The following is a 13,802-nucleotide window of genomic DNA, read 5'->3' as shown; positions in this document are numbered from 1 at the left end:
GTCTGTCCTCACGCCGGCTCGAGTTGAGTGACTTCACGGCGGAAGGGCAGGGCATCGCCGATGTCCGGCGTGTCGAGTTCCCGTGCGTAGCGGTGGCCGGCATAGGTTGCCCAGGCGATCGGCGCGGGGGCCGCCGCATCGCCGATGATCTTGACCGACTTGATGCCGGCATCGGCCCAGTCGGCCTGCCGGGCGAGGAGATTGTTATAGAGCGCATCCTCGGAAAGGCGTGAGGCGACCATGACGACCGCATCGCAGCCGATCGCGCTGCGTCGGCCGGTATAGCTGCAGTTGGTCTCGACCTCGCCGGCGCGGATGGCGGTGACGCCGCGATTGAGGCGGATATCGACGCCGAGATCGTCGAGGCGCACATGGATCGCGCCCTGTTCCAGCGTGTTGCGCGTCCAGTCGGACACATAGGCCGAGGGCGTGACGAGGATGACCTTGGCGCCGGCTTTCGCCATCACCTCGGCCATCACGCCGCCCATGTAGTAGTGGTCGTCGTCATAGACCACGACGGTCTTGCCGGCGAGGAGTTCGCCATGCGCCTTCGCCATGATGTCATCCGGCGTAAAGACGGTCATCGCCGGATCGATCGGCATGGGCACGACATGCTGGCGGGCTACGCCATCGCGGCGCCAGTGTGAGCCCGTTGCAATCGCCACATGCTCGAAGCCGAAGGCGAGCACGTCGTCGGCGGTCAGGCGGCTGTCGAAATAGGTCTCGACATTGGTGCGCTGGGAAATCTGGTATTGACGGTAATCGACCACGCGGCCCCAGGCCGAAAGGCCAGGCAGCAGGCGTTCACGCGCCACGCGGCCGCCGAGCGTGGTGGTCGCTTCGGCAAGCGTCACGTCATAGCCGCGCACGGAGAGCGCGCGGGTGGCTTCCAGCCCGGCGGGGCCGGCGCCAACCACGAGCACGGTCTGGCTGTCGCCCTTCGCGTTCATGCGCTCCGGGTGCCAGCCCTTGCGCCATTCCTCCATGAAGGTCGGGTTCTGCGTGCAGCGGCTGATCGACATGGTCATGTCGCCGGTGATGCACATGTTGCAGCCGATGCATTCGCGAATGTCCTCGATGCGGCCTTCCTCGATCTTCTTGGGCAGGAAGGGATCGGCAATCGAGGGGCGGGCGCAGCCGATGAAATCGAGCACGCCCTGGCGGATCATGCGCGCCATCACGTCCGGCGAGGTGAAGCGACCGACGCCGACGACAGGCCGGGTGGAGAGTTCGCGGATACCCTTGACCAGCAGCTCCTGCGCGCCTTCCTCCTTGAAGCGCGAGGGGCCGGAACAGTCTTCCCAGGCGCCGTGCGCCAGATCCCAGAGGTCCGGCAGATCGGCGTTCATCTCGACGAATTCGCGCACCTCGGCATTGGAAAAGCCGAGTTCGCCGATCGTCTCGTCGAGGCTCACGCGCATGGTGATCGCCGTCGTGTCGCCAACGGCGTCGCGGATATCGGCGACGACTTCACGGGCGAAGCGTGAGCGGTTTTCGAGGCTGCCACCGTATTCATCGGTACGCTGGTTGGTGGCGCGCGACAGGAAGTGCTGGAAGATCCCGAACCCGTGCGCGCCGTAAAGACAGATCAGGTCGAAGCCGGCGATCTTCGAGCGTTTCGCCGCGTTGACGAACCAGCGGCGCAGATCCTTGATCGCAGCCCTGTCGAGCGCGCGGGCCTGCACCGGATCATTGGTGAAGGTGCGGATCGGCAGAGCGGAGGGCGCAAGCGGCACCTCCTTGGTGTAAAAGTTCGGCCCGTTGATGCCGGAATAGGCAAGCTGGATGCCGGCAAGCGCGCCGTGCACCTTCATGGCGTCGGACATGCGGCGCAGGCCGGGAATGTCCTTGTCTTCCCACAGGCGCAGCTCGATGAAGGGCGTGATTTCCGAGGTGTGGTGCATCTCGGTCTGCTCGGTGAAGATGACGCCCCAGCCGCCTTCGGACTTGATGCCGCGCATGGCGGCCGCCGCGGAGGGATCGCGGTAGCCGCCGCCGTTGCAATGCGGCACCTGATAGAACCGGTTCTTCGCGACGTGCGGGCCGATCGCGACGGGTTCGAACAGGATATCGTACTTGGCATCACGCATGGCGGTCCTCGGAGTTTCTGGGTCTATTGGATTGGGCAATGGGCTTCCGGTAAATGACGCGTTCCGGAAACATGGATTAGGTTCAGGCTAATCAGAGCTCACCGTGTGGCGGCGTGTGATTTCAATCTGAACGCGAAAGTGCGGTCGCCACCCGACGGTCGAGAAATTCTCGTTTATTTTCATCTGGTTGTGAAGGTTGGAACGCCGATCCGCGTTCGCGCAAAACGGACCGGCGCTGTCGATGGTTGAAATCCGGGCGAAACAGCGCCGCCAGGGCGGGCAGGTGCCTAGTATTTCACCCACACGGTTTTGAGCGCGCAGTACTTGTCGAAGCTGTGAATCGACAGGTCGCGGCCGAAACCGGACTGTTTCATGCCGCCGAACGGCGTCATGGCCGACAGCGCATCGACCGTGTTGACCGACACGGTACCGGCATTCAGCCGGTCGGAGACGGAGAGCGCCCGCGACAGATCCTTCGTCCAGACCGAGGCGGCGAGGCCGTACTCGCTGTCATTGGCGATCCGCAGCGCCTCCTCGTCGCTGTCGAACGGCGTGATGGCGAGCACGGGGCCAAAAATCTCCTCCCGCGCGATGCGGGCATCCGGCGCCACCTCGTTGAAGATGGTCGGCTGGATGTAGCAATCCGACCCATCGCGCGTCTCGCGCGTGCCGCCATGCGCCAGCCGGGCTTCCGAGCGGCCGATTTCGATATAGTCAGCCACGCGGTCGGCATGCGCCTTCTCGACCAGCGGGCCCATGCGGGTGGCAGGGTCGAGCGGGTCGCCGAGCGGCCAAGCGGATGTGGCGGCAATGACCTTCTGCGTGAATTCCTCCTGCACTGAACGGTGCACCAGCAGGCGGGAATTGGCCGAGCAAACCTCGCCCGAATTGAACAGGATGCCGAAGGCCGCCATCTCGGCCGCCTTGTCGAGATCGGCATCGGCAAAGACGAGGCTCGGCGACTTGCCGCCGGTCTCCAGCCAGACCTGCTTCATGTTGCTCTGCCCGGCATAGGTCATGAAAAATTTGCCGACCTTGGTCGAGCCGGTGAACACCAGCGCATCGACATCCGCATGCAGGCCGAGGGCACGGCCGGCATCCTCGCCGAAGCCGGGCACGACGTTGAGCACGCCATCCGGCAGGCCCGCTTCGGAGGCGAGTTCGGCCAGCATGAGGGCGGAGAGTGGCGATTGTTCCGCCGGCTTCAGCACGACGGAGTTGCCGGTGGCGAGCGCCGGCGCGAGTTTCCAGGTCGCCATGTCGAGCGGAAAATTCCACGGCACAACGGCGCCGATGACGCCGAGCGGCACGCGGCGGATGAGCGCGAGGTCGCCGCGCCCGGTGGGGGCGATCTCGTCATAGAGCTTGTCGATTGCCTCGGCATGCCACTGGAAGAAATGGGCCGAGCCGGGTGCGTCGATGGTCGAGCTGTCGCTGATCGGCTTGCCGACGTCGAGCGTTTCGAGAAGCGCCAGTTCCGGGATATTCTCGCGGATGAGGGCGGCAAGGCGCAGCAACACCTCCTTGCGCTCGGCGGGCGACTTGCCCGACCAGCGGCCATCGTTGAAGGCGCGGCGGGCCGAGGCGACGGCGGCGTCGATGTCTTCCGCGGTGCCGCGGGCAACGTCCGTCAGCACCTGCGCGTTTGCTGGGTTCACGGTCTCGAACCGCCCGCCCTTCGCTGCCTCACGGAACTGGCCGTCGATATAGACGCCGTTGCGGAATGTCAGGCGCGCGGCTTGGGTGCGCCAGTCGGTGGTCGTGGTCATGAACTGCCTTTCCGTTCTTGGGGGGCGTCGGCGGAAACCGGCAGGTCCATGACCATGTCGCCGATCTTTTCGCCGCAGAAATCGATGAAGCGCCGCACGGTCAACGCCGGGCTGGCACCCGCCATGGCGAGGATGCCCATGCGCATGGGGCGCAGATTGCCGGTCAGCGGCACGAAGGAGAGCTTGCCACCGTCGAGCGCATAGGTGGAGACCGGCCGGATATTGGCGATGGAATAGCCGAAGCGGTTGGCGACCATGGCGCGCATGACGGACATGTCCCGCGTGCGCTCGACGATATGCGGCGTCAGGCCGGCATCGCGGAAGAGCGAAACGAAGTAGGCCGAACTGTGCGGCAGGTCGAGCAGGATCATCGGGTGCGGCGCGAGGTCCTGGATGGTCACCTCGGAGCGCCCCGCCAGCGGGTGATCCTCGTGCAGCACCGCATAGGGCGGCAGGACCGCCAGTTCGTGGAAGGCGATGTCGGCGGGAATATCGAGGTCGTAGGACAGTGCGATATCGAAGCGCGCCATGCGCAGCCCTTCGAGAATGCGGGCCTGGTCACGCTCATACTGGAAGAAATCAACGTCGGGATAGTCATCGGAAAAGGCGCGGCGCAGCGCCGGGATGACAGCCTGGGCGAAGGTGACGAGACAGGCGACGTGCAGCGGGCCGCGCACCTGTCCAGTCAGCTCATTCGATAGCGCGTTGAGCTTCGCCGCCTCACCGAGGATCTGCCGCGCTTGATCGACGAAGGTGTGGCCGGCCTGGGTCAGCGACAATCCATGCGCATGGCGACGCACGAAGAGGGTGATGCCGAATTCCTTCTCGAGCTGCGAGATCGCCGCCGAGACCGAGGGGGCGGACACGTTCACCCGTTCGGCGGCCTCCGTCACCGAGCCGTATTCGCCGACCGCGACGAGATATTCCAGTTGCCGGAGCGTGAAGCGCAACACCATGTCTGTTCCCCTGTTCAGGCGCCAATTAAGGAACAGATTCTTGCGCGCGGGAAGAGCGTGGCCCTCCGGGCTGTGGATGAGCAGGCCGTCGCGGGGGCTAAGGTCTCGGATCATGGCACGCTCGTTTCCTCCCGGCGGGCAACATGTGACGCTGCTCAGGATGCCGCGGCTGCGGTGTCCGTCGCCTGCGCAGTGCGGTGTTCGGCAATGTAGCCGGCGAGGTAATCCGCATCGTGCCAGCAGCCCCAGATGAAGGACGAGGCGCGGCGAGACAGCCAGGGCAGGCCGACGAAGAACAGGCCCGGCACCTTGGAAACACCGCGCTCATGCACCGGCCGGCCTTTTTCGTCGAGGGCATCGAGCTTCAACCAGCCGTAATCGACCGCATAGCCCGTCGCCCAGATGATGGCCGTGATGCCGGCTTCCTTCAGGTTCAGCGCGAGGATCGGATCGCTCACGCAGGCCGGGTCCGCTTCCTTGCGGCGGGCTTCCGGTTCTTCCGGCAGGTCGAGATTGTTCTTCGCGGCATAGTCGTCGGCGCGGTCGAGCAGGGAGAAGTGGTTGGCGTCACCCCGCGCGATGTTCTCGGCAAGGTCCGGCGCGATCTGCAGGACGCCGTCCTTGAAGGTTTCCGCCCGGCCGAGCAGCACCATGCCGCGGTTGCCGAGACGGCGGAAATCGACGGTGTTGCCGCCATAGGCGCCGCTGACGGCGATGGTGACATGTTCGGTGTTCGGTGCCGGCACCTTGAGGTCCCAGATGCCGAGCACGCCGAGCCACCAGCAGAAGTCCTTGCCGCGATAACGCCGCGGCGGCCGGTCATGCGGGCCAATGGAGAGATAGACGCGTTTTCCCGCGCGCAGCAGTTCGTCGGCGATCTGCGTGCCGGAGGACCCGGCGCCGACCACCAGAACGGCCCCCTCGGGGAGCTGGCCCGGATTGCGGTAGGCATTGGAGTGGATCTGCGTGAGGCCTTCCTCATCAGGCACGAGCGCCGGCATGATCGGGCGCTGGAAAGCGCCGGTGGCGGACACCACGTTCTTCGCCTCGATCAAACCTTCAGAGGTTTCGACGCGGAACGTGTCCCCCTCCTTGCGCACGCTTTTCACCTCGATACCGGTGCGGATCGGCGCCTCGATCTTCTGCGCATAGGCCACGAAATAGTCGGCGACCTGCTCCTTCGGCGCGAAGGCGTCGTCTTCGAGGTCGAAGGTCATGCCGGGAAAACGGTCGTGCCAGGCGGGGCCGTTGGCGACGAGGCTGTCCCAGCGCGCGGTGCGCCAGCTTTCGGCGATACGGCTCTTTTCGAGCACCAGATGGGAAATGCCGCGCTTGCCGAGATGTTCGCTCATAGCCACGCCGGCCTGGCCGGCGCCGATCACCAGCGTATCCACTTTTTCCACTGCCATGCCGGCTTCCCTCTTGCTTTCTGGCGCTGCGGCCATCTCTGGCGAAAGATGTAGAGGAAGCTGGAAATCGCCGACATAAGCGTTTGGTTCAGCGCTGATTAGGGAGCCGCTAAGTGCAGGGCGGGGTCGCATGCCTGGCATCGGGCAGAAGGATTCGGTTTTCAGAAGCGAATCCGCTATTCCTCATCTTATAGTTGCTTAAAAGAAAGTAGCACCTTAAAGATGCATTCCATGTTGTCGATCGTCGTCGTTGTTCCCCAGCGCAATCCGCGCGCCTGGCAGGCTCAAATTATCCATCGGCTTGAGGAGGACAATTGCGATGTGGCCGTGCTGCACGAGGCGTCTGCCACGCCGTGGCCTACCTCCCTCAACACCCTTCTCGGCCTGGAGCGCCGGCTGTTCCGGCGCGTCGACGAAGGGCTTGCGTCTCCGGTGACGAGTATTCCCGCGCGCTCCGTAACGCGGCCGCCTACGCTCCGCCTGGATCTTGTGGGCAATGCACCCCCTTCAGATATTCCGACCCTCACGGTTCGGTTCGATCGAGCCAACGCCGATTTCACCATCGCAAGAACGGTTGCGTTGGGCGAGCTGCCGGTGCTTGAAGCCGTGCTGGATGGCAGGACCATCGTGGGGCGTGCCGCGCCGATGATCGACAGAAGGGAGGCGACATCGCTTGGCGTCGAGGATGTGCTTGCCCGGGCGGTCACCCTCATTCTCTCGGTCGTGCGCGCGTTCGCGGAAGGCCGGCTCGAAGACATGGGAACCGTGTCGAGCGCATCCAACAACAGCGGTGAAGGATTTCTCGCCGCCTATCTTTCCCGGGCTCTGCCCCGTCTCGGCAGGGAAGCACTCCGGCGCGCCCGGTTCCGCCATGCCCACTGGCGGGTGGGTTATCGTTTCATCGATGGGCCGGGTGTCGCGGAAACGGGACGGCTCGGGACGGGGTGGACGGTGTTGCCGGATGCCGGCGACCGCTTCTATGCCGATCCCTTCGCCGTCCACTGGCAGGGCCGTCCCTTTCTCTTCGTGGAGGACTATGTGCATGACGCCGGCAAGGCAGTGATTTCCGTCGTGCCGTTCACGAAGGACCGGACGCCGCTCCCGCCGCGGGTGGTTCTGGAGGAGCCGCACCATCTCTCCTATCCGCAGGTTTTCGAGCGCGACGGAACCTTCTGGATGCTGCCCGAGGCAAGTGCCAGTGGCCGCCTTACCCTCTACCGCGCCGCGGAATTTCCGGACACATGGCAGCCGGCAGCAACCCTGCTCGAAGGCGAAATCTCCGACGCGACGCTGCTCGATCACGGCGGTTCGCTCTGGCTCTTTGCGACGCGCCGCGATGGTTATGGCAGCACATCCGATACCATGGTGGTCTTCGAAGCGGCGACGCTGCTCGGTCCCTGGCGGGAGCATGCCGCAAACCCAATCCTGATCGATCGTCGCCGGGCGCGTCCCGGCGGCGCCTTCATCCGAAGTCGGGCGGGGCGCCTCCTGCTGCCGGTGCAGGACGGTACGCTGGGTTATGGCGGCGGGCTTGGCCTGTCCGAACTGGTCGGGCTCGATCCGACCACCGTGCGCCTGTCGGACCCACGCCCCATCCTTGCCGATGGCGACTGGCCCTATCCGCAAATTCACACGCTCAATCGCTCGGGATCGCTCGAGGTGATCGATGGCATTGCCGCCGTTCCCAGGCGGCCGAAAAGCAGCAGAGCCTCGTAGGCGGCGCACATGGCCGCCGGAGAATATTGGTCGCGGAGCTGGCGTCCCGCCGCCGCAAGGTCGGCGGCAAGCGCCGGCGTCGCCAGGATTTCGGCGAGGCCCCCGGCAATCCCGTCCACGTCCGGTCGCACGAACAGCGCGGCCGGTGCGCCATCCGTCGTGGTGAGCACCTCGCGCAGCACGTCGAGATCGCTTGCGACAAGCGGCAGGCCGGCAATCGCCGCCTCGACGGCGGCGAGGCCGAACGTTTCCGCCAGTGAGGAAAACACATAGGCATCGCCGGCCGCCAGGAACGTGAAGATCCGCTCCGGCGGCACTTCGCCGACGAGATGCAGGCGGCCCGAAACGCCCAGACGTGCGGCAGAGGTCAGAAGCGCCTCCCGTTCCGGCCCCGTGCCTGCGATAGCAAGGTGGATATCCGGAATTCTCGCCAGCGCGCCGACCAGTGCCACCTGGTTCTTCGACGCCGCCAGGCGGCCGGACGACACGGCAATCCAGCCGTCGCGCGGCATGCCGAACGCCGTCCGCGCCGCAGCCTTGTCGTCATCGCCTGCGGGAGCGGCGACGCCGTGATCGATGCGCCGTATGCGCTGCCGGTAGGTGCGCGGGAAGCCGCCGAACTGCGCCGCGGTCCAGCCCGAGTTGACGACGTTGGCATGGTAGAGGCCGACCATGCCCATGACCTTGTCGATCTGCGTCAGAAGGCCCCGCACACCACGCCTCTGTGGCGCGCCGCTCTGGTTGGCGATGATCGTCCGCACGCCGGCCAGACGGGCGCCGAGCGTACCAAACAGATTGCCGTAGTGCTGGAACGACAGCACGGCCTCCGGTCGCGTCTTGCGCAGATAGCGCACAAGGCCGATGACGGCGCGGACCTGCCCGGCCAGTCCCTTCGGCGGCGCATCGAGAATGAAATCGGCGAAGGGATCCTGGTCGTAGACCGCGGTCTTGCGGTACAGGAAGACGATGCGCACGTCATGACCACGGGCGCGAAGACCGTCCCCCAGCATGTCGGAAATACGCTGGGCCCCGCCGGCTTCGGCCTGTGTCTGCACCTGAACGATTTTCATGCGCGGCCTCTCAGGAGCGTTCGGACGAAGGTCGCATCCGGCCCGGTAAAGAAGCCGAGGATCGAGGGGTCGATGCCGAGCCGGCGACGGGCGATCGTCGCGCCGGTGAGGCACCACGCCATCAGGGTGCCGGCAATGCCGAGCGCAGCACCAATGGGTCCAAAGCCATAGGTAAGGAGCGCCGTCAGGGCGAGCCCGGCTGAATTGACGACGATCAGGGTTCGGAAAAGCGCCTTTTGCAGGCCGGTCAGTTGCAGGAGAAGTTCGGTCGGCCCGCAGGCCGTGCCGACGAGAGCGCCGATACCGAGAATGACCAGAACCGCATGGATGCTGTCCGTCGCATAGGCCGGTTCGAAGATGGCGAGGATCGGTTTGCCGAAGAGGACGAAGATCGCCAGCATAAGGAGGGCGACGCTAAAGCCGCCCATGGCAGCCAGGCCGGTGATGCGCTGCACATGCGGCCGGTCGCCGCGGTAGAAGCTGCCGGAAATCTGCGGAGCGACCGCCTGGTTGATGCCGGTGAGGGCGAGGATGGCAAGGCGCATGATGCGGTCGGCGACGAAGATGGCGCCGGCTGCTTCCGGCCCCAGGATGACCGCGACGAGCAAGGTGCTGGCCTGGCTGAGCGCTGGCGGCAGGGCGGTGACGCCCCAGAGGCCGAAGGTCACGCTGACGAATTCCGCCTTCTGCGCGGCGTTGAGGGCACCACGCGCTGCGCCAAATGTGTCGCGCACGAGGACGATGCTCTGCGGCAAGACGCAGGCGATGAGCAGCAACGCGGTGAGATAGGTTGCCGCGACGGCGCTCATGCCGGTGGTCAAAAGGCCCGTTGCGGCGAACGCCGCAATCCCCGCTGTGCGCCAAAAGATGTCGCGCGGCAGGAGGCCGCTGAACAGCGCGTTCTTGGCGCGCAAGGCACAGGCGGTGAATTCCGACCAGCCGAGTGCGAAGACAAGCACAGCGGCGGTAAGGCATAGAGCACGCCATTCCGGCACGTCCGGGGCGAGGGGAAGGAAGGCAATCGCTCCGACGAGAAGGCTGGAGAGCACGAGCCCGGCCAAGGCCACCAGCATGGCGCGGGCCATCAGGGCATTGGCCGCTGGCTGGTCGTCGCTGCCGGCATATTGCGGCCAGAAGCGCAGCACCACCGAATGCTGGCCCACCAGCGAGAAGAAGGACACCAGGCTGGCGCCGGCATAGGCCGTGCTGTAGAGGCCGAATTGCCGCTCGTCGGTCACCATGGCTGCCGCTGCCAGCATCAGGAAGGATAGGCCGGCGCTGGCGAGCTTGATAACGCCCGCCGCCACGCCATTGCGTGCCAGCACGCCGATCGGCAGCCTCGCACCCGACCCCGTCGCTCGACTGCTCCCATTTCTGCGCGCCATGGCCTTCCGGCTCCCGATTTGACCGTCATCAAATACGCCAGAACGGGGCAACTGCGCCACGGAAAACTCGCGCAATGGTTACTTTCGGAAAGTAAAATAATGCTTATGGTGGAATTTTAACGAAGAGCTAACGCTGATTGCCGATAGTTCCAGGCACAACGCGCAGGGACAGAGACGGCGGAAATGGCAGCGCAGCAGATGGAAAAAGGCACATTTCCGCCCCTGTTCGACGTGGGCTCCGTCTGGAGAACCCTGTGGCAGCGCCGGCTGACGGTGCTGGCGAGCGTTGGCGTCACCGTCCTGCTGGCGGTCCTCTATCTCGCAGTGACGAAACCGACCTATACGGCGACCGCATCGATCCTGATCGACCCGCGCGACGCCCGTTCCACACGTTTCGAGAGCGTCCTGCCCGGCATCGGCCCGGACAGTGCGGCCGTCGCGAGCCAGGTTTTCGTGATCGAATCCCGCGACCTGCTGATGGCAGTGTTCGAAAGCGAGGGCCTTGCCGGTGATCCGGAATTCACCGATGGCGGTTTGCTGGCCTTCCTCGGTTCGGGCGGAACCGGCAAGGATGCGGCCTTCAAGCGGTTCGAGAAACGCATCTCCGTCGAGCGGGCCGGTCTGACCTATGTCATCGAAGTCAGCGTCAAATCCGAAGCGGCGGACAAGGCCGCGCGGATCGCCAATGCCATCGTCGACTATTACAAGGCGGGCCTGGCGGGAGATCGCGAAAGCGCCAACAGCGACGTCAGCGCCCTGCTCGCCGACCGGGTCGGCACCTTGCAGAGGAACGTCGCCGAGGCCGAGCGCGCCGTGGGCGATTTCAAGGTGCGGCACGGGCTTCTCGATGCGGCGGCCGGCGGCACCCTGCAATCACAGATCGACCAGTTGACCGTGCAGGTGATCGCGGCACGCGTGGGTTCCGATCAGGCGAAGGACAAATTCGACCAGGCCGCAGCGGCAGGTGCCTCGCCGGCCGGTCTCGCCCGGCTGTCGCAGATCGTCTCCTCCGATGCGATCGACACGTTGCGCACGGACTATAACCAGCGCGCGGCCGCCCTTGCCAGCGCGGAAACGGTCTACCAGTCTCGCCACCCGACCATCCGTCGGCTGCGTTCCGAGCTGGAAAAGACCGCCGGCCTGATAGGCGCGGAGGCCGGCCGGATCAAAGAGGAGCTGAACGCGAAATACGACCTCTCCACGCAGACGGTCGCGGCGCTGGAAGCCAAGCTCGAGACCCTGCGCGAAAAATCTCGGGCTGCCGATGCCGCACGGGTGGAGTTGCGGCGGCTCGAGGCGACGGCGCAGGCGGCCCGCACCGTACTCGACGATGTGCTGAAGCGGGCGGAAGAAACGTCGCAGATGCGCGGGCTCCAGCTCTCCGAGGCAAAGGTGATCGGTTTCGCCGCCCCGCCGGTGCAGCCCACCTGGCCGACGCCCTTGCTGCTCCTGCCGGTCAGCGCCGCGCTGGGGCTTCTGGTCGGCTGCGGCGTCGCAATCCTGCGTGGGCCGGTCGAAAAAGCAGAGCGCGATCCCGGCCCCGAGCCTGACGAAGCGGCGGTAACGCAATTGCCCGCTCGCTTCATTCCGACGCGATCCGAGGCCGTCCCTATCAACCTTGGCCGGTACGAATTGCCGGGATTGGCAAGCGCGGGCGCATCGTCCCGCATCCGTGCGATGCGGCGGCGGTTTCTCCAGCGCGGCGGCGAGGCTTTCTCGCAGGAAACATTGAAACTCGTCCGGCGCATCCTCGCACTCCTGACCGAGCATGCGCCACCCTATGTGCTCCTCGTCTTCCCCCTTCGAAACGGACCCGACGCCAAGCTGGCCGGCGCGATGATCGGGATCGGCCTCCAGCAGGCCGGCCAGAAGGTGTTGGTGGTCGAGGTGAGCGATACGGCGCCGGAGCTTGGCGCGGGCGTGTTCATCAACGGCGCAAGTGGCCTGCCGACGCTCGTTCGGGCATTCGACGGCGAAAAGGGACGTCGCACGCCTTTCACGGTCGGCGCTGGCCTTGCGGATGCCAGCGACTATGACTTCGTGCTCCTGCTCGGGCCGCCGCTCACCGATGCGGATTGGGATGCCGCACTGTTCCCGGATGTCGAGTGCATGCTGTTTGTGCTCGATGCCGCAGATGACGTGGCTGAGTTGAATGGCTTGCTACGCCAGCGTCTCGGCAACGATGGGGTGGCGCGAAGCGCGGTGCTCGTGCTTGCTTCCGAGCGCGTTGCGGGCGCGGCAAATGATACCATCGTTCGATGGCGCGGGAGCGCGCGGTGAGGTCGGACGATGCAGTCTCGCGGCGGGCGACGCTTGCTTTTGCCGGCGCGGCGGTGCTGGCGACAGCTTTGCCATCGCGATCGATGCGGGCGCAATCCCGGTCTGTTCCGTCCCGTGGCATCAACATTCCGGCATGGCTCGACCGGGAAAACGGGCAGGTTCCGGCCGATCCTGTGCTCGACGCGCTGTTTCGCCGGGGCTTCAGGACCGTCCGGCTGCCGGTGGATTGCGGCCGTGTGCTTTCGGCCAACGGGATGGCGTTGCGGGACATCCGGGAAGGCGTGTCAGGGCTCGTCGACCGCGGCTTCGCAGTTCTGATGGACATGCATCCCTCCGCCGACCTTCATGCGCTTTTCCTTCAGGATGCCGAAGCTGCCGGCGAGCGTGTGCTGCGTGGCTGGGAAACCCTGCGCGGCGTGATTGCCGATCTGCCGGCCGACAGGGTCTACCCCGAACTGTTGAACGAGCCGCCGATGGAAAACACGGACTGGCTCGCCCTGCGGGATCGCCTTGCGCAAACCGTCCGCCGCGCCTGTCCCGACCATACAATCGTCTGGGGACCGGCGCCCGATCAGGGCATCTGGCAGCTCGATGCCACGCCGCCGCTACCCGACGACAAGCAGATCGCGGCGGTGCACTTTTACGCGCCCATGGCCTTCACCCATCAATGCCAGAGCTGGGGTGCATCGCCGCTCGCGCGCATCTCCGGCCTGCCGTTTCCGGCGACGCGGGAGACGCCGCTTGTCCGTGCGCGCCTTGCCGCGCTTCGCGCGGCCGGCGACGACGAGGCGATAGCCTTGATCGAAGACCAGTTGGCGACGCCCTGGACCGAGACCGCTGTCCGCACCGTGTTCGAGGGGGCTGCGCGCTGGTCGGAGCGATCCGGTTGTCCGGTGATGCTCAACGAATTCGGTGTGCTGGATGTCTGTGTCGATGCACCAAGTCGCCTGGCGTGGATACGCGCCGTGCGCAAGGCGGCCGAAGCGAGCGGCATCGGCTGGGCCTATTGGGACCTCGATCAGGGGTTCGGCCTCATGGAAAGCCGCCTGGAGGCCGACGGCTTCGACGCGGCCATGCTCGACGCGCTGTTCGGTGAGGGGGACTGACATGGCACTCGAAAAGCGACG

9 protein-coding genes are annotated in these 13,802 nt (G+C 65.6%); 3 read left to right on the top strand and 6 right to left on the bottom strand.

Annotated elements, in window-relative coordinates:
- Nucleotides 1-8: 8 nt before the first annotated feature.
- From GR138_RS27345 to GR138_RS27330, 4 genes are all read right to left on the bottom strand, one after another.
- A complete protein-coding gene (locus GR138_RS27345; RefSeq protein WP_160862429.1) occupies nt 9-2,090 on the bottom strand; it encodes an oxidoreductase in 2,082 nt (693 codons plus the stop codon).
- 287 nt (nt 2,091-2,377) lie between these two features.
- Nucleotides 2,378-3,859, bottom strand: coding sequence for an aldehyde dehydrogenase (locus GR138_RS27340; protein ID WP_160862428.1), 1,482 nt, complete (start codon nt 3,857-3,859; stop codon nt 2,378-2,380).
- Nucleotides 3,856-4,929 (bottom strand): LysR family transcriptional regulator, encoded by a 1,074-nt coding sequence (locus GR138_RS27335; RefSeq protein WP_246200756.1) that lies wholly within the window; start codon nt 4,927-4,929, stop codon nt 3,856-3,858. Before GR138_RS27335 ends, GR138_RS27340 begins: the two co-directional genes overlap by 4 nt.
- A 41-nt stretch (nt 4,930-4,970) precedes the next feature.
- Nucleotides 4,971-6,224, bottom strand: a complete 1,254-nt coding sequence (locus tag GR138_RS27330; protein ID WP_160862427.1) for a flavin-containing monooxygenase — start codon at nt 6,222-6,224, stop codon at nt 4,971-4,973.
- Nucleotides 6,225-6,455: 231 nt separating this feature from the next.
- Here GR138_RS27330 and GR138_RS27325 point away from each other — a divergent pair, with 231 nt between their 5' ends.
- Nucleotides 6,456-7,940 (top strand): glucosamine inositolphosphorylceramide transferase family protein, encoded by a 1,485-nt coding sequence (locus tag GR138_RS27325; RefSeq protein ID WP_160862426.1) that lies wholly within the window; start codon nt 6,456-6,458, stop codon nt 7,938-7,940.
- On the opposite strand, the gene GR138_RS27320 is transcribed toward GR138_RS27325, so the two are convergent.
- Both GR138_RS27320 and GR138_RS27315 read right to left on the bottom strand, forming a co-directional pair.
- Nucleotides 7,853-9,010, bottom strand: coding sequence for a glycosyltransferase family 4 protein (locus tag GR138_RS27320; RefSeq protein WP_160862425.1), 1,158 nt, complete (start codon nt 9,008-9,010; stop codon nt 7,853-7,855). The genes GR138_RS27325 and GR138_RS27320 overlap by 88 nt on opposite strands.
- Nucleotides 9,007-10,395, bottom strand: coding sequence for a lipopolysaccharide biosynthesis protein (locus GR138_RS27315; protein ID WP_160862424.1), 1,389 nt, complete (start codon nt 10,393-10,395; stop codon nt 9,007-9,009). Before GR138_RS27315 ends, GR138_RS27320 begins: the two co-directional genes overlap by 4 nt.
- Before the next feature lie 183 nt (nt 10,396-10,578).
- Here GR138_RS27315 and GR138_RS27310 point away from each other — a divergent pair, with 183 nt between their 5' ends.
- Both GR138_RS27310 and GR138_RS27305 read left to right on the top strand, forming a co-directional pair.
- Nucleotides 10,579-12,675, top strand: coding sequence for a GumC family protein (locus GR138_RS27310; protein WP_160862423.1), 2,097 nt, complete (start codon nt 10,579-10,581; stop codon nt 12,673-12,675).
- Nucleotides 12,672-13,781, top strand: a complete 1,110-nt coding sequence (locus tag GR138_RS27305; protein WP_338091184.1) for a glycoside hydrolase family 5 protein — start codon at nt 12,672-12,674, stop codon at nt 13,779-13,781. Before GR138_RS27310 ends, GR138_RS27305 begins: the two co-directional genes overlap by 4 nt.
- Nucleotides 13,782-13,802: the final 21 nt, after the last annotated feature.

The organism is Shinella kummerowiae (assembly GCF_009827055.1).
GTDB lineage: Bacteria > Pseudomonadota > Alphaproteobacteria > Rhizobiales > Rhizobiaceae > Shinella > Shinella kummerowiae.
Note: the sequence above shows the minus strand (reverse complement) of the source record. Positions and strands in the feature narration are given on the sequence as shown.

Excerpts from the sequence above, each read along its gene's own strand:
- GR138_RS27315 (WP_160862424.1), bottom strand. The coding sequence starts at position 10,395 with ATGGCGCGCAGAAATGGGAGCAGTCGAGCGACGGGGTCGGGTGCGAGG.
- GR138_RS27310 (WP_160862423.1), top strand. The coding sequence starts at position 10,579 with ATGGCAGCGCAGCAGATGGAAAAAGGCACATTTCCGCCCCTGTTCGAC.
- GR138_RS27345 (WP_160862429.1), bottom strand. The coding sequence starts at position 2,090 with ATGCGTGATGCCAAGTACGATATCCTGTTCGAACCCGTCGCGATCGGC.
- GR138_RS27340 (WP_160862428.1), bottom strand. The coding sequence starts at position 3,859 with ATGACCACGACCACCGACTGGCGCACCCAAGCCGCGCGCCTGACATTC.
- GR138_RS27330 (WP_160862427.1), bottom strand. The coding sequence starts at position 6,224 with ATGGCAGTGGAAAAAGTGGATACGCTGGTGATCGGCGCCGGCCAGGCC.
- GR138_RS27320 (WP_160862425.1), bottom strand. The coding sequence starts at position 9,010 with ATGAAAATCGTTCAGGTGCAGACACAGGCCGAAGCCGGCGGGGCCCAG.
- GR138_RS27335 (WP_246200756.1), bottom strand. The coding sequence starts at position 4,929 with ATGATCCGAGACCTTAGCCCCCGCGACGGCCTGCTCATCCACAGCCCG.
- GR138_RS27325 (WP_160862426.1), top strand. The coding sequence starts at position 6,456 with ATGTTGTCGATCGTCGTCGTTGTTCCCCAGCGCAATCCGCGCGCCTGG.